General features: G+C 72.1%; 19 protein-coding genes. 13 read left to right on the top strand and 6 right to left on the bottom strand.

The genetic code is table 11. The features are described 5' to 3' along the window. The first annotated feature begins 88 nt into the window (after positions 1-88). Both ACFUJY_RS30800 and ACFUJY_RS30795 read left to right on the top strand, forming a co-directional pair. Positions 89-1966 carry a bifunctional metallophosphatase/5'-nucleotidase gene (locus ACFUJY_RS30800; protein WP_383305677.1) on the top strand — a complete coding sequence of 626 codons (1878 nt, stop codon included), beginning with the start codon at positions 89-91 and terminating at the stop codon, positions 1964-1966. A 212-nt stretch (positions 1967-2178) separates the two neighbouring features. Then, positions 2179-2688, top strand: a complete 510-nt coding sequence (locus ACFUJY_RS30795; protein WP_383305676.1) for a peptidoglycan-binding protein — start codon at positions 2179-2181, stop codon at positions 2686-2688. Between the two features lie 12 nt (positions 2689-2700). Here the strand turns inward: ACFUJY_RS30795 and ACFUJY_RS30790 are convergent, their stop codons facing one another. From ACFUJY_RS30790 to ACFUJY_RS30770, 5 genes are all read right to left on the bottom strand, one after another. Continuing rightward, entirely contained in the window at positions 2701-4125 is a 1425-nt protein-coding gene (locus ACFUJY_RS30790; RefSeq protein ID WP_383305675.1) for a sensor histidine kinase, read from the bottom strand. Continuing rightward, a complete protein-coding gene (locus ACFUJY_RS30785) occupies positions 4122-4853 on the bottom strand; it encodes a response regulator transcription factor (protein WP_383305674.1) in 732 nt (243 codons plus the stop codon). The genes ACFUJY_RS30790 and ACFUJY_RS30785 overlap by 4 nt, the downstream gene beginning before the upstream one ends. Positions 4854-4923: 70 nt before the next feature. Beyond that, positions 4924-5985: a S1C family serine protease gene (locus tag ACFUJY_RS30780; protein ID WP_383305673.1), complete on the bottom strand. Its 1062-nt coding sequence runs from the start codon at positions 5983-5985 to the stop codon at positions 4924-4926. A 93-nt stretch (positions 5986-6078) separates the two neighbouring features. Then, the gene (locus ACFUJY_RS30775) at positions 6079-7119 is read right to left on the bottom strand and encodes a LacI family DNA-binding transcriptional regulator (protein ID WP_383305672.1); all 1041 of its coding nucleotides are present in this window, start codon (positions 7117-7119) and stop codon (positions 6079-6081) included. 24 nt (positions 7120-7143) lie between these two features. Then, positions 7144-7929: a response regulator transcription factor gene (locus tag ACFUJY_RS30770; RefSeq protein WP_383305671.1), complete on the bottom strand. Its 786-nt coding sequence runs from the start codon at positions 7927-7929 to the stop codon at positions 7144-7146. Positions 7930-8168: 239 nt separating this feature from the next. Between ACFUJY_RS30770 and ACFUJY_RS30765 the strand changes: the two genes are divergently transcribed. The 8 genes from ACFUJY_RS30765 to ACFUJY_RS30730 all read left to right on the top strand — a co-directional run bounded on the left by ACFUJY_RS30765 (position 8169) and on the right by ACFUJY_RS30730 (position 13568). Further along, entirely contained in the window at positions 8169-9053 is an 885-nt protein-coding gene (locus tag ACFUJY_RS30765) for an alpha/beta fold hydrolase (protein WP_383305670.1), read from the top strand. 65 nt (positions 9054-9118) lie between these two features. Then, positions 9119-9373, top strand: a complete 255-nt coding sequence (locus ACFUJY_RS30760) for a MoaD/ThiS family protein (RefSeq protein ID WP_143621062.1) — start codon at positions 9119-9121, stop codon at positions 9371-9373. Between the two features lie 10 nt (positions 9374-9383). Beyond that, the gene (locus ACFUJY_RS30755) at positions 9384-10574 is read left to right on the top strand and encodes a hypothetical protein (RefSeq protein ID WP_383305669.1); all 1191 of its coding nucleotides are present in this window, start codon (positions 9384-9386) and stop codon (positions 10572-10574) included. Positions 10575-10741: 167 nt separating this feature from the next. Continuing rightward, positions 10742-11437, top strand: coding sequence for a DUF2993 domain-containing protein (locus tag ACFUJY_RS30750; protein WP_383305668.1), 696 nt, complete (start codon positions 10742-10744; stop codon positions 11435-11437). Between the two features lie 206 nt (positions 11438-11643). Beyond that, positions 11644-11751, top strand: coding sequence for a putative leader peptide (locus tag ACFUJY_RS30745; RefSeq protein WP_365679305.1), 108 nt, complete (start codon positions 11644-11646; stop codon positions 11749-11751). Positions 11752-11911: 160 nt separating this feature from the next. Continuing rightward, positions 11912-12757: a sulfurtransferase gene (locus tag ACFUJY_RS30740; protein WP_383305667.1), complete on the top strand. Its 846-nt coding sequence runs from the start codon at positions 11912-11914 to the stop codon at positions 12755-12757. 47 nt (positions 12758-12804) lie between these two features. Next, entirely contained in the window at positions 12805-13092 is a 288-nt protein-coding gene (locus ACFUJY_RS30735) for a DUF1416 domain-containing protein (RefSeq protein ID WP_018101653.1), read from the top strand. A gap of 158 nt (positions 13093-13250) precedes the next feature. Then, entirely contained in the window at positions 13251-13568 is a 318-nt protein-coding gene (locus ACFUJY_RS30730) for a DUF3099 domain-containing protein (protein WP_383305666.1), read from the top strand. Between the two features lie 32 nt (positions 13569-13600). Here the strand turns inward: ACFUJY_RS30730 and ACFUJY_RS30725 are convergent, their stop codons facing one another. Beyond that, positions 13601-13963 (bottom strand): DsrE family protein, encoded by a 363-nt coding sequence (locus ACFUJY_RS30725; protein WP_361029930.1) that lies wholly within the window; start codon positions 13961-13963, stop codon positions 13601-13603. 107 nt (positions 13964-14070) lie between these two features. Between ACFUJY_RS30725 and ACFUJY_RS30720 the strand changes: the two genes are divergently transcribed. From ACFUJY_RS30720 to ACFUJY_RS30710, 3 genes are read left to right on the top strand one after another with little or no spacing between them, the layout of a single operon-like run. Further along, entirely contained in the window at positions 14071-14913 is an 843-nt protein-coding gene (locus tag ACFUJY_RS30720) for a hypothetical protein (protein WP_383305665.1), read from the top strand. Further along, the gene (locus tag ACFUJY_RS30715; protein WP_383305664.1) at positions 14910-15785 is read left to right on the top strand and encodes a hypothetical protein; all 876 of its coding nucleotides are present in this window, start codon (positions 14910-14912) and stop codon (positions 15783-15785) included. Before ACFUJY_RS30720 ends, ACFUJY_RS30715 begins: the two co-directional genes overlap by 4 nt. After that, entirely contained in the window at positions 15782-16663 is an 882-nt protein-coding gene (locus tag ACFUJY_RS30710) for a hypothetical protein (protein WP_383305663.1), read from the top strand. Before ACFUJY_RS30715 ends, ACFUJY_RS30710 begins: the two co-directional genes overlap by 4 nt. Positions 16664-16864: the final 201 nt, after the last annotated feature.

Here is a 16864-nt window from a genome sequence, read left to right as displayed (position 1 = left end):
GTTCGTAACCCCGTACATCTGTCGCGCTACGCGCGTTGACTCTAGGCTGCGGCTCGTACTTCACCCGCTGAAATTCACAAGGGGACCGATGTCAGCGACACCGCAGAAGAACCGGGCGTCACGGCGGGTGCTCGCCGCCGCGGCCGGTCTCGCCACCATGGGCGCGCTCGTCGCGGCCATGCCGGCCGGCGCCCATGGGCGCGGCCACGGCGACCACCACGGCCACGGGCACCACACGCCGGCCCGGACCGTCGACGTGCAGCTGCTGTCCTTCAACGACCTGCACGGCAACCTGGAACCGCCGGCCGGCTCGGCCGGTACGGTCACCGAGACGCAGGCCGACGGGACGACGAAGGCGATCCCGGCCGGCGGGGTGGAGTACCTCGCCTCCTCGCTGCGTACCGCGCGCAAGGGCCACCCGTACTCGATCACCGCGGCCGGTGGCGACATGGTCGGGGCTAGCCCGCTGCTGTCGGGGCTGTTCCACGACGAGCCGACCATCGAGGCGCTGAACAAGATCGACCTCGACGTGACGACCGTCGGCAACCACGAGTTCGACGAGGGTGCCACCGAGCTGGCCCGCCTCCAGAACGGCGGCTGCCACCCGGTCGAGGGGTGCTACGAGGAGGGCAAGAAGTTCCCGGGTGCCGACTTCCCGTACCTCGCGGCCAATGTGACGGACGAGAAGACCGGGAAGCCGATCCTCAAGCCGTACACCGTATGGAAGAAGAACGGCGTCAAGATCGGCTTCATCGGGGTGACCCTGGAGGGCACGCCGAACATCGTGACGGCCAACGGCGTCAAGGGGCTCGAGTTCCACGACGAGGTCGAGACGATCAACAAGTACGCCAAGGAGCTGGACCGCCAGGGCGTGAAGTCGATCGTCGCGCTCATCCACGAGGGCGGCCTGCCCGCCTCCTCCTCGTACGACTACGACTGCGACAGCCCGGGCGCCGGTGACGGCATCTCCGGGCCGATCACGGACATCGCCAAGGGCATCACGCCGAAGGTGGACGCCCTGGTCACGGGCCACACCCACCAGGCGTACGTCTGCACCATCCCGGACCCCGCGGGCAACCCGCGCCTGGTCACGTCGGCGGCCTCGTTCGGCCGGCTGTACACGGACACCACGCTGACGTACGACCGCCGCACCGGCGACATCGTGCGCACGGCGGTGCGGGGCAGCGGCAAGCACGGCTCGAAGCACCACGGGTCGCAGCCGTCCAACCCGGTCTCCGCGAACCACCTCGTCAGCCGTGACCAGGCGCCCGCCAAGGACATGACCGACCTGATCGCCCGCTGGAACACCCTCGCGGCCCCGATCTCGAACCGGCCGCAGGGCTACATCTCCGCCGACATCAACGGGCGGGGCTCCACGGCCCTGGAGAAGCCGCTCGGCGACCTGATCGCCGACGCGCAGCTGGAGGGCCTGGCCCCGGCGGACAAGGGCGGGGCGGTCGTCGCCTTCATGAACCCGGGCGGCATCCGCGCGGACCTGGTGTACAAGGCGTCCGGCGGTGAGGGCGACGGCGTCGTCACCTACGGCGAGGCGTTCACCGTGCAGCCGTTCACCAACATGATGAACGTTGTGGACCTGACCGGCGCCCAGCTCGTGACCGCCCTCCAGCAGCAGGTCAGCGGCTCGAACGAGGCCAGCCCGAAGATCCTCCAGGTCTCGAAGGGCCTCACCTACACGCTGGACATGACCAAGTCCGGCGCGGCCCGCGTCGTGACGGACACGATCCGGCTGAACGGCGAGGCGATCGACCCGGCCAAGACGTACCGCGTCGCGATGAACGAGTTCCTCGCGGGCGGCGGCGACGGCTTCGCGGCGCTCGGCCAGGGCACCGACAAGCTGGTCGGCCCCTCCGACCTGGACCTCTTCAACTCCTACCTGGCCGCGCACTCCACGGCCTCGTCCCCGCTGGCCCCGCCGGCGGCGGACCGGATCACGGTCGTCCGGTAACCCGCGCACCGCACAGAGGGCCCGTCACCTTCCCGGTGGCGGGTCCTCTCGCGCACCCGGTGACCTGCCGCCGTGCGCGGCCGGAACACATTCGCGCACGCACGGCACATCCGGCGCTCCCGTCCGCTCCTAATCTCGGGGCCGAAGCCGCCGTCGTCCGGCGGTGACAGCGGCTTCCTCCCCATTCGCCGAACCGAGGAACGGACGCAGTGATGAAACGCAAGCTGTACACAGGTGTCACGGCCATCGCCCTCTCGCTCGCCGGCGCCCTGACGCTCAGCGCTCCGGCCCACGCATCCGCCTCCTCGGGGTACGTCTCGGGGACCGGGTCGGTGCTGGACGACCTGAACGACGAAGGGCCTCTGCACTACGGGGACCGCAGCGGCGCGGTCGCGGTGTGGCAGAGGATTCTCTGGAACGACGGCTACCTGGGCTCCAACGACAGCACGGTGGACTGCTCCTTCGGCCCCGACACCCTCGCGGCCACGAAGAAGTGGCAGAAGGCGCACGGCCTGACGGCCGACGGGGTGCCGGGGAAGAACACGTTCACCAAGGCGGGCAAGTACCTGAAGGACGCCGGTACGAACATCTACGGCCGGCGCATCATCCGCTACGACTCCCCGCAGTCCACCTACCGTCCGCTTGCCGACCGTGACTCGAACGGGCGGTGGGTCGTCTGGATCGGCTCGGAGCAGCGCCGGGCCTCGTACAGCAGCTGCTGAACGGGAGACGCCTCAGGGCGTGTCCGGCGGCGGCTGCGGCGCCCCCGGGAGGTTGATCACCGCCTCTGTGCCGCCGCCCGCGGCGTGGGTGAGGGCGATGTCGCCGCCCGACTGCTGGACCGTACGGGCCACGATCGACAGGCCGAGGCCCGAGCCGGGGAGCTGGCGGGCGGACGGGGAGCGCCAGAAGCGTTCGAAGACGTGCGGGAGTTCGTCGGCGGGGATGCCGGGGCCGTGGTCGCGGACCGTGAGCCGGCCCCGGTGGAGCACCACGTCGATCGTGCCGTGCGACGGGCTGAACTTCACCGCGTTGTCCAGGACGTTGACGATCGCCCGTTCGAGGGCCGCCGGTTCGGCGCGTACGTACCAGGGGGCGAGGTCCTCCGTGATCGTCAGCTCCGGACCGCGCAGCCGGGCGCGCCGGAGGGCGGCGCGCGTGATGTCGTGCAGGGCCACCACCTGGAGCGGGCCCGGCTGGGCGGCGTCCGGGCGGGCCAGCTCCTGGAGGTCGCCGATGAGCGCGGCCAGCTCCGTCATCTGCGCCTTCACCGAGGACATCAGGGCCCGGCGGTCGTCCGGCGGGATCGCCCGGCCGGTCTCGTCGCTGCGGGCCAGCAGCTCCACGTTGGTCCGCAGCGAGGTGAGCGGGGTGCGCAGCTCGTGGCCCGCGTCCGCGATGAGCTGCGCCTGCCGGTCACGGGAGGTCGCCAGGGACGCGGTCATCGAGTTGAACGACCGGGACAGGCGCGCGATCTCGTCCTCGCCCTCGACGGGGATGCGGACGGTCAGGTCCTCGGTCCTGGCCACGTGCTCGACGGCGTCGGTGAGCTCGTCCACGGGGCGCAGGCCGGACCGGGCGACCCAGAGGCCGGCGGCGCCCGCGCCGATGACGCCGATGCCGCCGACGAGGGCGAGGACCCAGGCGAGGGTGGACAGGGGGCTGCCGATCTCGCTGAGGGGGCGGGCGACGGACACGGCGATCTCGATGCGCGGCTTGCCCGGCCCGGGAGGTGTCACCGTCACCTGGTAGGTGAAGACACGCATCCTCACCCCGTCGGTGTCGGTCTCCGAGTGCAGCGCGTCCTGCCGCTGCCGGTTGACGACCGCGAGGTCCGTCTCGGTCACCGGCAGCGCGGACGCGCCCGGGGCGATGCAGACGGTCCGCTGGGCGTCGATCAGCTGGACGGTCATGGCCGTGTAGGGCGCGGGGGGCGCCTTGCCGGTACTGGTGCAGTAGTCGTACAGGTCGGCCAGGTATCCCTTGTCGACCGTCGAATTCCGCAACGTCGCGTCCAGCTGGTCCTCCAGCTGCTCACGCGTCACGAACCAGCACGCCACCGCCACCGCCGCGACCGCCACCGCGACCGCCGTCGCGACCAGCAGGGCCAGCCGGGAGCGCAGCGGCAGCGCGCGGACGCGCCGCAGCGGGCCCGTCATCCGTCGCCCCCGCCCGAGCGGAGCGCGTATCCCACACCGCGCACGGTGTGGACGAGGCGCGGTTCGCCGTCGGCCTCCGTCTTGCGGCGGAGGTACATCACGTACACGTCCAGGGAGTTGGAGCTCGGCTCGAAGTCGAAGCCCCACACCGCCTTCAGGATCTGCTCCCGGGTGAGCACCTGGCGCGGGTGCGCGAGGAACATCTCCAGGAGGGTGAACTCGGTACGGGTCAGCTCCACGTGCCGGGTGCCGCGCACGACCTCCCGGGTCGACAGGTCCATGCGCAGATCGGCGAAGGACAGCACGTTGTCGTCGGGGACGGGGCCGCCCGAGGCCGCCGCGTACGAGCTGCGGCGCAGCAGCGCGCGGATGCGGGCGAACAGCTCGTCCAGCTCGAACGGTTTGACCAGGTAGTCGTCGGCGCCCGCGTCGAGTCCGGTGACGCGGTCGCCGACGGTGTCCCGGGCCGTGAGCATCAGGATGGGCGTGGTGGTGCCCGTGGCGCGGATGCGGCGGGCGGCGGTCAGGCCGTCCATGCGGGGCATCTGGATGTCCAGGACGATGAGGTCGGGGGCGTACGACTCCGCCTTGGCGAGGGCGTCGAGGCCGTCGACGGCGACCTCGGTGCCGTATCCCTCGAAGGCGAGGCTGCGTTGCAGGGCCTCGCGCACGGCGGGCTCGTCGTCGACGATCAGGATGCGCTGCGGATCGTCTTCGGCGGGGCTCATCGCTGTCTCGTCCTCTTCTCGGTCGTACGGGCCGGAGCGCGGGCGGTCCCAGTTTCTCAGCCCCGTACGGTCAGGAGCCGTTCCCGGCCCGCAGGGTGTCGAGGTCGGCCTTCAGGGTGTTCACCGGGATGGCGAAGCCGAGGCCGACGCTGCCCGCACCGGAGCTGCCCTGGCCGCTCGCCGAGCTCGCCGAGTACATCGCGGAGTTGATGCCGATGATCTCGCCGTTCATGTTGATCAGCGCACCGCCGGAGTTGCCCGGGTTGAGCGAGGCGTCGGTCTGGATGGCCTTGTACGTGGTGGTGGACTCGCCGGTGTCACCGTTGAACTGCTGTCCGCCGAACTCGAAGGGCCACTGGCGCCCGCCGCCCTGCTGTTCCTGGCCCTGGCCGTTGTCGCCCTCCTTGGCGACCGTCACGTCCCGGTCGAGGGCGGAGACGATGCCGCTGGTGACCGTGCCGGTCAGGCCCTCGGGCGAGCCGATCGCGACGACCTGGTCGCCGACGGCGACCTGGGAGGAGTCGCCGAGCGTGGCCGTCTTCAGGCCGCTCGCGCCTTCCAGCTTGATCAGCGCGAGGTCCTTGTCGGGGTCGGTGCCGACGACGTCGGCGGTGTACGTCTTGCCGGTGCTGAGCGTGACCTTGATCTGCGAGGCGTCCGCGATGACGTGGTTGTTGGTGACGATCTCGCCGTCCGAGGTGATGACCACGCCGGAACCGGTGGACTGGCCGGCCGTCGAGGTCGCGCCGATCTCCACGATGGTGGGCGAGAGGGCCTTCGCCACACCGGCCACCGTGCCCTTGTCGCTCTGCGAGACGGTGGTGCCCGGTACGACGCCGCTCCCCGCGGCCGTGGCGGCGGGGGCGTCGGCGAGCCTGCCGATCACCGTGGCCGTGCCGCCGCCGACGACGGCCGCCGCGATGGCCACCGCGGCGACGAGCGCGACCGGCTTGCGGACCCGGCGCCGGGCGGCGGGCGGCTCGGGAGCGGGGCCGGGGGAGGCCGGGCCCGTCGGGGCCGGGAAGGCCGGCTGGACCGGCTGGTATGACGGCGGCGGCGGGTAGGCCGCTTCGCCGTTGCCGTACGAGGGGTACATCGGGTACTCGCCGCTCGGGCGCTGGCTCTCTGTCATGCCTTTGAGAGTGTCCGGCCAAGATGAGAGGAGTGTGAGTACGCCCTGAGAAGCCCGGCAGAACCGCGTATGCCCGATATAAAGCCCGGGGCCTCAGGCGGACGCCGGCGGCTCTCCGCAGCCGCAGGAGCGGCGGACCACCAGCGCCGAGGGGAACTGCTTCAGCCGTTCCCGCCGCGAACCCGACACCCGCAGCGAGTCGTCGAGGACCAGGTCGACCGCCGCCCGCGCCATCGCCGGGCGGTCCGAGGAGACCGTGGTGAGCGGCGGATCGGTCAGCCCGGCCTCCTTGACGTCGTCGAACCCGGCGACGGCCAGCTCGCCCGGCACGTCGATGCGCAGCTCGCGGGCGGCCCGCAGCACGCCGATCGCCTGGTCGTCCGTCGCGCAGAAGATGGCCGGCGGCCTGTCCGGTCCGGAGAGCAGTTCCAGGGCCACCTGATAGGCGTCGTAGCGGTTGTACGGGGCCTGGAAGAGCCGGCCCTCCGTCGAGCGGCCCGACTCGTGCATCGCACGCCGCCACCCCTCGACGTGGTCGGCGACCGGGTCGCCGACCGCCGGGGTCTCCTCCGTACCGCCGAGGCAGGCCACGTACGCGTTGCCGTGTTCCAGGAGGTGGCGGGTGGCGAGCTGGGCGCCGCCGATGTCGTCGGTGACGACCGCGACGTCGTCGATGGCCTCGGGCCGCTCGTGCAGCAGCACGACCCGGGCGTCCCACGCCTCTATCTCCGCCGCGGCGCGCTCGCTGGGGCCCTGGCTGACCAGGATGAGGCCGGAGACCCGCATGCCGAGGAAGGCCCGCAGATAGTGGACCTCGCGCTCGTCGCGGTAGTCGGAGTTGCCGACGAGGACCATCTTTCCGCGCTCGGCGGCGGCCTGTTCGACCGCGTGCGCCATCTCCGCGAAGAACGGCTGCCGGGCGTCCGGCACGATCATCCCTATGAGATCGGTCCGCCGCGAGGCCATCGCCTGGGCGACCCGGTCGGGCCGGTAGCCCAGCTCCTTGATCGCGGCGAGCACCCGCTCGCGCGTGGCCGGGGCGACCGGCCGGGGTCCGTTGTTGATGACGTAACTGACCACCGCGGTCGACGTCCCCGCCAGTCTCGCCACATCGTCCCGCGTCACCTTGGCCACGCGCGGCAGTCTACGCGGATGGAACTATCTCTTGGCAGGCCGGACCGGGGCTTCTTCCGTGACCTCGGCAACGCGTGACTGCTCCGAACGGGCGACGCCGCGCTTGGCCGCCTTGGCCTCCTCGGCCGCCCGCTCGACCTTCTCGGGGGCGACGAAGCGGTAGCCCACGTTCCGCACGGTTCCGATCAGCGACTCGTGCTCGGGGCCGAGCTTGGCGCGCAGCCGCCGTACGTGCACGTCCACCGTGCGCGTACCGCCGAAGTAGTCGTAGCCCCAGACCTCCTGGAGCAGCTGGGCGCGGGTGAAGACCCGGCCCGGGTGCTGCGCCAGGTATTTCAGCAGTTCGAATTCCTTGAAGGTGAGGTCGAGGACCCGGCCCTTGAGTTTCGCGCTGTACGTCGCCTCGTCCACGGAGAGGTCACCGTTGCGGATCTCCATCGGGGAGTCGTCGGCGGTGATCTGCTGCCGGCCGGTCGCCAGCCGCAGCCGGGCCTCGACCTCGGCGGGGCCCGCGGTGTCCAGCAGCACGTCGTCGATGCCCCAGTCCGCGGTGACGGCCGCGAGGCCGCCCTCCGTGACGACGAGGATCAGCGGACAGCCGGGCCCAGTGGACCGCAGCAGCTGGCAGAGCGAGCGGACCTGGGGGAGGTCGCGGCGCCCGTCCACGAGGATGACGTCGGCCCCCGGGGTGTCCACGAGCGCGGGGCCCTCGGCGGGCGCGACGCGCACGCTGTGCAGCAGGAGGCCGAGGGCGGGAAGCACCTCCGTCGACGGCTGGAGGGCATTCGTCAGGAGCAGCAGCGAACTCATCGCGGTCCACCTGCCCGGTTCATCGGTCGTTGATGGTGCTCGGTCGGCTCGCCCATGACGTTCGGTCCTCCTCGTTCCCTGCGAGAGGGGCACTCCCGGACGGGGCCCGGGGGAGTATGCGGCTCTGCTTCGTACGGTTCCGCTGAGCTTGTCGAAACGTCGTCGTAACAACGTCCGGAAAGCACAAAAGGACCCGGGGGCTGCTCTGCCCGGATCCTCTTCACAGGAGAATAACCCACATGAGTTCTGTGTCCGAGGGGAGAATTCCGGATTCCGCTGTTCGTCCGGTCACGCGCGTACCGCTGCGGGCCGCGTTGCGGGCGGATGACGGGACCTGGATCGAGGCGGTGTACGACCCGTGTACGGGGGACGACGACGGGGAGACCGCGATCGTCGTCGCGCACGGATTCACCGGTTCGGTGGACCGGCCGGCGGTGCGGCGGGCGGTGCGCGCGTTCTCCCGGTACGTGGCGGTGGTGACCTTCTCCTTCCGGGGTCACGGCAGGTCCGGCGGGTTCTCCACGGTCGGCGACCGCGAGGTGCTGGACCTGGCGGCTGCGGTGGCCTGGGCGCGCTCGCTCGGCCACCGGCGCGTGGTGACGGTCGGCTTCTCGATGGGCGGCTCGGTGGTGCTGCGGCACGGCGCGCTGTACGCCTCCCCGGCGGCGGAGGGCGGGGACGGCGGCGCGGCCGGAGGCGTTGCGGAGCGCGAGGGGCGCGCGAGGGCGCGTACGGGAGCGCACGCGGATGCGGTGGTGTCCGTGAGCGCCCCCGCGCGCTGGTACTACCGGGGCACGGCTCCGATGCGCCGCCTGCACTGGATGGTGACCCGGCCCGCCGGACGGCTCGTCGGGCGCTACGGCTTCCGCACGCGCATCCACCGCGAGGCGTGGGACCCGGTCCCGCTCTCCCCGGTCGCGGCCGCCGCCCTGATCGCCCCGGCGCCCCTGCTGATCGTCCACGGCGACCGGGACCCGTACTTCCCGGTCGACCACCCCCGCATGCTCGCCGCCGCCGCGGGCGACGCGGCCGAGCTGTGGCTGGAGCGCGGCATGGGGCACGCGGAGAACGCGGCCGACGAGACCTTGCTCACCCGCATCGCCCGCTGGGTGGTGCAACGGTGAACCATGATGGGGGTGCGGTGTCCCCCGAACCGGCACCGGAGGAACGGAACGAAAGGAGCGCCGCCATGCCTGCGGGAACGATCCGCTACTGGGCAGCCGCCAAGGCCGCGGCCGGGACCGCGGAGGAGCCGTACGCCGCCGCGACCCTCAAGGAGGCGCTCGACGCGGTGCGCGAACGGCACCCCGGCGAGCTGAGCCGCGTACTGCGAAGGTGCTCGTTCCTCATCGACGGCGACCCCGTCGGGACCCGGAGCCATGAGACCGTACGCCTTGCCGAGGGCGGCACGGTCGAGGTGCTCCCGCCGTTCGCAGGAGGGTGAACCCCAGCACATGAGCAACGATCAGCAGCACCCGTACCACCCGGGTCAGGGCCCGGAGCAGCAGTCGCCGTACGGGTACGGCCAGGACCCGCAGCAGCAGTACGCGTACGGGCAGGACCAGCAGCAGGCGTACGGCTACCCGCAGCAGCCGGCGTACCCCCAGCAGGGGTACTACCCGGACCCCTCGGCCGGGCAGCCGGACCAGGGCGCCACCCAGACCTGGCAGGGGCAGACCTGGGACACCCAGTACCAGCCGGCCGTGCACTCCGCGGACGGGCCCGCGCCGCAGGGGCAGCACGCCGCCCCCGTCGGCACCGGCTCCTACCCGCTGCCGCCCGAGGTCCACGCCGAGCCCGCGCCGCCCGCGCCCGCCCCGGCACCCGCCGCTTCCTCCGCGCCCGCCGCCGACGGGTACAGCGCGCCCACCACCCTGGGCAACGCCCGGATCACCGACGCGCAGCGCGCCCGGGCCGAAGGGCGTTCCCCGATCATCGCGCCGGGAATCCAGCCGGCCGCGATCACCGCGGTGCTCGGGCTGCTGCTGGCGCTCGGCGCGGCCGTCGGCTCGTACGCCCTGCTCGTCCCGCTGGTGCTGCTCCAGGCGGTGACGGCGGCGGGCTGGTTCCGGCTCAACGGCATGTGGCCGGCCCGGCAGGGCATCGCGCTGGCGTTCGCCGGCGGACTGGTCGCCGATGTGGCGCTCCTCGCGGCGGGCCGGGAGAACGGACCGGCCGCGATCATCGGCACGCTGGGCGTCTGGGTGCTGCTCACCGTGGTCCTCCAGCTGCGCAGCAGGGCCGGTGCGGACGAGCGGATGCAGGGCCTCATGGCCACCGTCGCGTCGGCCGCGCTCGCGGTGCTGGCGGCCGGCCACCTCGCGGCCGTCCCGGACGCCGTGACGGCGGGCGCGGTCGCGGTCGCCGCCGCCGTGCTCGTACGGGCGCTGCCGCTGCCCGCGCCGGTGTCCGTCGTGGCGGCGCTGGCCGTCGCGGCGGGGGCGGGAGCGGTGGCGGGCGCGGTGGCGGACCTGGGGGCGAAGGGGGCCCTGCTGGGCCTCGCCGCCGGGGTCTGCGCGCTGGTCGGGCTGCGGGTCGCGAGCTATGACTACCCGTCACGCTTCGTCCACATGACGGCGGGTGTGGCCCTGCCGCTGACCGCGGCCGCGCCGGCCGTCTATGTGCTGGGCCGCGTGCTGGCGTAGTCCCGTACCGCGCGGTCCGTAGCGCTCCATCCGCATGGCGAAGCCCTCCACGGGGAACCGTTGGGGGGCTTTCGCACGTCGATCACGCGGGGACGCGCCGTGCGGCCGGCAGGAGGTTCACGGGCCCCGGGGGTCCGTACGGACGGCAGGGCGGGGGAAGGACAGGCATGCGTGCACTGCGAATTTGGGCCATCGTCCTGGTGGTCCTGGCGGCGTTGTCCGTGGCCGTGGACCGGGTGGCGGTGAACATCGCCGAGTCGCAGGCCGAGGACCGGGTGAAGGTCCCGGGCGCGGAGATCGGCTCCACCGACATCTCCATCAAGGGCTTCCCGTTCCTCACCCAGGTCGCCGGTTCGGAGCTGGACGAGGTCGACGTGAAGATCACCGGCATCGAGACCCGTGCCGGGGGGCGCACGCTGCGGATCTCCACCATGAACGCCGAACTGCGCGACGTGCGGCTGACCGACGGCTTCTCCGGGGCCACCGCCGCCCGTGCCACCGGGACGGCCGTCATCTCGTACGAGGACCTGACCAAGGCCGCCAGCGACGGCGTCCGGGTCGAGTACGGCGGCCGGAACAAGGTGAAGGTGACGGGGACGGTCGCCGTCCCCTTCCTGGGGCGCCCGGTCTCCCGCAGCGTCCTGTCCACCGTCACCCTGGTCGACGGCCGCACCGTCCGCGTCCACGCCGACAAGGTGCCGGGCGAGGGCATCCCCGGCCTGGAGAAGCTGATCCGCGGGAAGACGGACTTCGAGCGCGAGGTCGGCGGGCTGCCGAACGGTCTGAAGCTGGAGAAGATCCAGCCGACCGCCGACGGCCTGGAGATATCGGTGACCGGTACCGACGTGCGCCTGGCGGGATGACCGGGCCCGCGGCCGGCGGGGTCGAGTGATCCAGACCACATAGTGAGACGGGCGGGTCCGGTCCGTAGATGACCGACCGATCCGGCGCCGCGCCGGACGGTCCCGGGCGGTGCCGAAGGGGTGGCTGTTCCGCATTGCGGACGATCGCGTCTCAAAATGCGACACGGCGGTGACATGTCCGCCGGTACCTCCCTACGATCGGTCCCATGCAGTGCTCTATTGGCGGCCTCCCTCAGGGTGGCCAGGCGGATCTCACGAAGCGGCGGGCAGTGGACCTGTGCCGCGTCGCCGCCATGCTCTGTCGCACTGTCTGAGCGGGACGCCCGGTTTCCCGCATTCCCAGGCCCTTCGACCGCACGTCGGGGCCATCCGGCATGCCGCCCGTGGACACGGGCCCGGCCCGCGCCCCGCACATCCGCATCACGCACGACCCGTGCACCATCTCGCCGCAGACTGCCCCGGAGGAGAAACACAATGAGCCGCAGTGACGTCCTGGTAGACGCCGACTGGGTCGAGGCCCACATCGACGACCCGCAGGTCGCCATCGTCGAGGTCGACGAGGACACCTCCGCGTACGAGAAGAACCACATCAAGAACGCGATCCGGATCGACTGGACGAAGGACCTCCAGGACCCGGTCCGCCGCGACTTCATCGACCAGGCCGGTTTCGAGGCGCTGCTGTCCGCGAAGGGCATCGCCAACGACACCACGGTCGTCCTCTACGGCGGCAACAACAACTGGTTCGCGTCCTACGCGTTCTGGTACTTCAAGCTCTACGGCCACCAGGACGTCCGCCTGCTCGACGGCGGCCGCAAGAAGTGGGAGCTCGACTCCCGCGACCTCGTGGACGGCGACCAGGTCCCGTCCCGCCCGGCCACGCAGTACCGGGCCCAGCCGCAGGACGAGTCGATCCGCGCCTACCGCGACGACGTCGTGAAGGCCATCGGCACCCAGAACCTGGTCGACGTGCGGTCGCCCGACGAGTTCAGCGGCAAGCTGCTCGCCCCGGCCCACCTCCCGCAGGAGCAGTCGCAGCGCCCCGGCCACGTGCCGAGCGCCCGCAACATCCCGTGGTCGAAGAACGCCAACGACGACGGCACCTTCAAGTCGGACGACGAGCTGCGCGCCCTCTACGAGGCCGAGCAGGTCGACCTGTCGAAGGACACCATCGCCTACTGCCGGATCGGCGAGCGCTCCGCGCTCACCTGGTTCGTGCTGCACCAGCTGCTCGGCCAGGAGAACGTCAAGAACTACGACGGTTCGTGGACCGAGTACGGCTCCCTCGTCGGCGTGCCGATCGAGCTCGGCGCCAACAAGTAACCCGTACGACCTGGACCAGCACGAACCCCGACCCGAAGGACTGAACCATGTGTGGAGCAAAGGCCGGCGGCCCCGACGCTTCGACCATCAAGCCCGGTGAGACCACCATCCAGGGCAGCGTGACCCGCGACGGCGAGCCCGTCACCGGCTACGTCCGCCTGCTGGACTCGACCGGCGAGTTCACCGCCGAGGTCCCGACCTCGGCGACCGGCCAGTTCCGCTTCTACGCGGCCGAGGGGACCTGGACCGTCCGCGCGCTCGTCCCCGGCGGCACCGCCGACCGCACGGTCGTCGCGCAGACCGGCGGCCTGGCCGAGGTGGCCATCGCCGTCTAGGACGACGACCGTCGGCGCGGCCGACGACCGGCCGAAGGGCCGTACCCCAGGGGGTTTGGACGCTTGCCTGGCGCGGGTACGGCCCTTCGTGCTGCCCGCGCCGGGGGCGGGTCTCCTCCGGACCGGCCGAGCGGGCCGATCGGGCCTACGCTGGATTCATGTACCGCCGACGCCGGCGCGCCTACTTCGTACTGATGGGCGTCTGTCTCGTCCTCTTCGTCTCGGCCTGGGCCTTCGTGAGGCTCTGGTCGATGCCCGCCGCCATCGCGATGTGTGTGGTCGCGATGGTGATCCCGCCCGTCGCGGCGATGGTCGGCAACCGCAAGGGGCCGGAGGACCGGTGGTGGGACGAGCCCGGCGGTCAGCGGCAGCCGCCGCCCGGTGAGGCCCGGCCGGGCAAGGACGGCGGCGCCACCGGCGATCCGGAGTCGGACGCCTGGTGGGACGAGCTGGACGGCAGGAAACGGCGCGGCTGAGGGCACGCCCGGCCGGTGCCCGGCCGGGCTTCTCAGTAGACGAGCGCCTGGACGCCGTCGGCCATGACCTCGCTGACGAAGACCTGGGCGCCGGCGATCCGCACGCCCTCCAGGACGTCCTCCTCGGTGATGTCGCGCCGGGCCGCGCACTGGGTGCACAGCGTGATCCGGCCGCCCGCCTGGATCGACTCGATCAGGTCCGGCAGCGGTGCGGCGTGCGGCAGTTCGAACTCGGCGGCGCGACCGGGCAGGGCGAACCACGCCGATTCCCCGGTCAGCCAGAGCGAGACCTCCACCCCGCTGGCGACGGCCACCGCCGCCACCGTGAACGCCTGCGAGCAGCGCTCGGCGGAGTCGGCACCTGCGGTCACCTTGATCACGAGCTTCTTCGGCATATACGGAACTGTAATCGTCGGCCGCACAACCCCACCCCGCCGTTGTGGGTCAGTTGTGTGCGCGGATAACGGAATCCGTGCTTCAAGGTCTCGTGGGGGGACCCATTTTGCATCCGAAAGACAGCATTTCCGACGGGCAGCCCGAGCCGCCCGCCGAAGCGGCCGAGCTGGCCGACGCGGGGGAGCATCCGGAGACGGCGGCGGAGCCGGCCGTCGCCCCGAAGCGGCGCCCGCGCGGGCGTACGACCCTGATCATCGCCGCCGCGGTCGTCCTCGGCATCGCCGGCGGCATCGCGACCGGTTACGCCGTCCAGGCCGACCGCGCCCCGACGCCGCTCGCCGCGCTCTCGCAGCCGGGCCTCGCGTACCCGGCGAAGGCGCTGCCCGCCGACAAGGCGCCCGACCCGCTGCCGGCCTCGCAGGACCGCCGGGTCCGCACCGACGGCGACCTGCGCAAGCTCATCGTGCCCCGGCCGAAGGGCTGGCAGGAGGACAAGGGCCTGACCGCCCTCTCCCCGGACGGGTGGCTGGGGGTGGAGAACTACGCCATGAACTTCGAGAACGAGGACTACATGTACGGCGACCTCCTCGACCAGGGCCTCCGCCGGGTCGCGGGCGCCTCCTGGAAGAAGGGCGAGTACCGCGCGGCCGACGTGTACCTGGTGCAGTTCAGCTCGGGCGCCGCCGCCGCCGCGCACGCGGAGGACCAGCGCTCGTACATGCCCGGGAAGCGGGCCGCCGGCAACGAGGGCACCGCGATCAAGGGCAGCGCCGAGGGCCGCTACTACCTCTTCCCGGCCGAGCGCAAGGCCGGTTACCTGCCCTTCTACCAGGCCAGGGCCATCTTCAGCCGGGGCGACGTCATGGTCGACATCCACGTCTACGACAGCGCCCCGATCAGCAAGAAGGACATCCGGACGCTGGCCGAGCGACAGCTGGAGCGCCTGTGAGCGACGAGAACACGACCCGCCCCGAGCCCACGGACGCGGAGCCCGTCGCCGCTCCAGAGCCCATCGCCGCTCCGGAGCCGGCCCCCGCTCCTGAGCCCGCCGCCGCTCCGGAGCCGGCCCCCGCACGGAAGGGCCGGGCGCGCCGCGTGGTCCTCGCGGTCCTCCCCGCCGTGCTGGTGCTCGCCGCGGTCGGCGGCGCCGCCGCGTACACGAAGGTGACCGTCGACGGTGCGGACCGCACGGTCCCCACCCGGCTGTGGCAGAAGCCCTCCGGTGAACCGGCCAAGGACCCCGCCGGGGACGTGGCCCGGGGCAGGGCCTCCACGGAGCTGAGCAAGCTGCTGCTGCCCGTCCCGGCCGGCTACCGGCTCGGCCCGGACTCCGGCACGTACGGGAACGACGCCGAACTCAGCGGCGCCGCCGCCACCGCCGAGATGAAGGACGGCGGGCGCGGCCTGTCGGGCCGGCAGCGGCGGGACTTCGAGAAGCGGATCGACAAGCTCCGCATCCAGGGCCTGGCCGTCCGCACCTACGCCTCGCGCGACAACGACCTGGTCATCGACACCCAGCTGGTGCGGATGAAGGACAAGAAGGCCGTCCGGGACCTCTACACCTTCCGGGCGGACCTCTTCGACAGCATCAGCGTCCTGCGTCACGGCCCGAAGATCGCCGGCCACAAGAAGAACGCCTCCTGCTTCCTCGCCCCGAAGGACGAAGACCGGCGGATCGAGGGGATGTTCTGCATGGCGTACGAGGGCGAGGTGATGGTCACCTTCTCGGCGTCGGGCATCGAACCGTTCCGCAAGTCGGCCGTCGCCGAACTGGTGAAGGACCAGCTGAAGCACATCACGTCCCCGGGGGAGTACGTATGACCGAGCAGACGGCCGCGCCCGCGACCGGGCCGGAGCCCGCGGCCCCGGCCCCCGCGCCGCTCCCGGACCTCCCGCCCATGCCGCCGGTGCCGCCGGCCCCGGTGGCGCGGGGCCCCCGGCCCCCGCGCCGGGTGCTGCGGGCCGTGGCGCGGTGGACCGCCGCCGTGCTGGTGTTCGGCGCGGCCGGGGCGGGTACGGCGTACGGCATCACGTCGATGGAGCGCACCGACGTACCCGGTCTCGCCACCGAGGACGACGGGCGCTGGGACTACCCCCGGCTTGCCCTGCCGGCGCTCCCGGCGGACAAGCCGCGCCCCTACAACGACGGCAACCCGTCCGAGGTCCACCACGCCGACCTGCGCGAGCTGCTGCTTCCCGCACCGGCCGGGGCCACGGTGGACAAGAAGCTCAAGGGCGGCTGGGTCAGCACCGGGCAGTTCACCTCGGAGTTCACCGAGGGCGGGCGGGCCGGCATCGGCGAGACGCTGCGCGAGGGCACCCTGCGGCACATCGCGGCACGCGGCTGGACCATGCCCGACGGCACGTCGAACCGGATCTACCTGCTCCAGTTCAGCTCGGCGGACGACGCGGACGCGTTCCGGGACGACCGTTACATCGGCGCGTCGGCCGGGGACGAGATGCTCGGCGCGCACGAGATGGAGCTCGACGAGAGCTGGAAGGGCGGCGGCAAGGTGGACGCCACGGCCTCGTACGTCTTCAGCGAGCCGAAGCCCTACGGCTCCGCGCAGGTGCGGACGGGCTACGTCATCGCGGGGGACACCCTCGCCGTGGTCGTCCAGTCCCGCAAGGGCGGCGCCGGAACGCCCCGCGTGCCGTTCCACCAGACGCTGATCCTGCAGAACCAGCTCCTGGGCTGACCCGCCCCGGAACGGCGGGACCGGGCCCCACCTATTAGGCTGGGGCCCGGTCCTGTACTGCCCTGTACTGCCGCCAAACCGCTCGTTCGAGGAGCCCCCCGTGCTTGAGGCATTCTTCTCCGCCCTGCTGGTCCTGGTCTGCGTCGGCGTTCTCGCCTTCGCCGCGGTGACCGTGAAGAAGCTGTACCAGGGTCAGCGCTG

Source organism: Streptomyces sp. NPDC057249, assembly GCF_042669245.1.
In the GTDB taxonomy this organism is placed as follows: domain Bacteria; phylum Actinomycetota; class Actinomycetes; order Streptomycetales; family Streptomycetaceae; genus Streptomyces.
This window is presented reverse-complemented; position numbering and strand designations above follow the sequence as displayed.

Coding starts and splice junctions, on each gene's coding strand:
- ACFUJY_RS30725 (WP_361029930.1), bottom strand. CDS start 13,963: ATGCCGAAGAAGCTCGTGATCAAGGTGACCGCAGGTGCCGACTCCGCC.
- ACFUJY_RS30740 (WP_383305667.1), top strand. CDS start 11,912: ATGAGCCGCAGTGACGTCCTGGTAGACGCCGACTGGGTCGAGGCCCAC.
- ACFUJY_RS30730 (WP_383305666.1), top strand. CDS start 13,251: ATGTACCGCCGACGCCGGCGCGCCTACTTCGTACTGATGGGCGTCTGT.
- ACFUJY_RS30710 (WP_383305663.1), top strand. CDS start 15,782: ATGACCGAGCAGACGGCCGCGCCCGCGACCGGGCCGGAGCCCGCGGCC.
- ACFUJY_RS30795 (WP_383305676.1), top strand. CDS start 2,179: ATGAAACGCAAGCTGTACACAGGTGTCACGGCCATCGCCCTCTCGCTC.
- ACFUJY_RS30750 (WP_383305668.1), top strand. CDS start 10,742: ATGCGTGCACTGCGAATTTGGGCCATCGTCCTGGTGGTCCTGGCGGCG.
- ACFUJY_RS30785 (WP_383305674.1), bottom strand. CDS start 4,853: ATGAGCCCCGCCGAAGACGATCCGCAGCGCATCCTGATCGTCGACGAC.
- ACFUJY_RS30790 (WP_383305675.1), bottom strand. CDS start 4,125: ATGACGGGCCCGCTGCGGCGCGTCCGCGCGCTGCCGCTGCGCTCCCGG.
- ACFUJY_RS30735 (WP_018101653.1), top strand. CDS start 12,805: ATGTGTGGAGCAAAGGCCGGCGGCCCCGACGCTTCGACCATCAAGCCC.
- ACFUJY_RS30760 (WP_143621062.1), top strand. CDS start 9,119: ATGCCTGCGGGAACGATCCGCTACTGGGCAGCCGCCAAGGCCGCGGCC.
- ACFUJY_RS30780 (WP_383305673.1), bottom strand. CDS start 5,985: ATGACAGAGAGCCAGCGCCCGAGCGGCGAGTACCCGATGTACCCCTCG.
- ACFUJY_RS30745 (WP_365679305.1), top strand. CDS start 11,644: ATGCAGTGCTCTATTGGCGGCCTCCCTCAGGGTGGCCAGGCGGATCTC.
- ACFUJY_RS30800 (WP_383305677.1), top strand. CDS start 89: ATGTCAGCGACACCGCAGAAGAACCGGGCGTCACGGCGGGTGCTCGCC.
- ACFUJY_RS30755 (WP_383305669.1), top strand. CDS start 9,384: ATGAGCAACGATCAGCAGCACCCGTACCACCCGGGTCAGGGCCCGGAG.
- ACFUJY_RS30765 (WP_383305670.1), top strand. CDS start 8,169: ATGAGTTCTGTGTCCGAGGGGAGAATTCCGGATTCCGCTGTTCGTCCG.
- ACFUJY_RS30770 (WP_383305671.1), bottom strand. CDS start 7,929: ATGAGTTCGCTGCTGCTCCTGACGAATGCCCTCCAGCCGTCGACGGAG.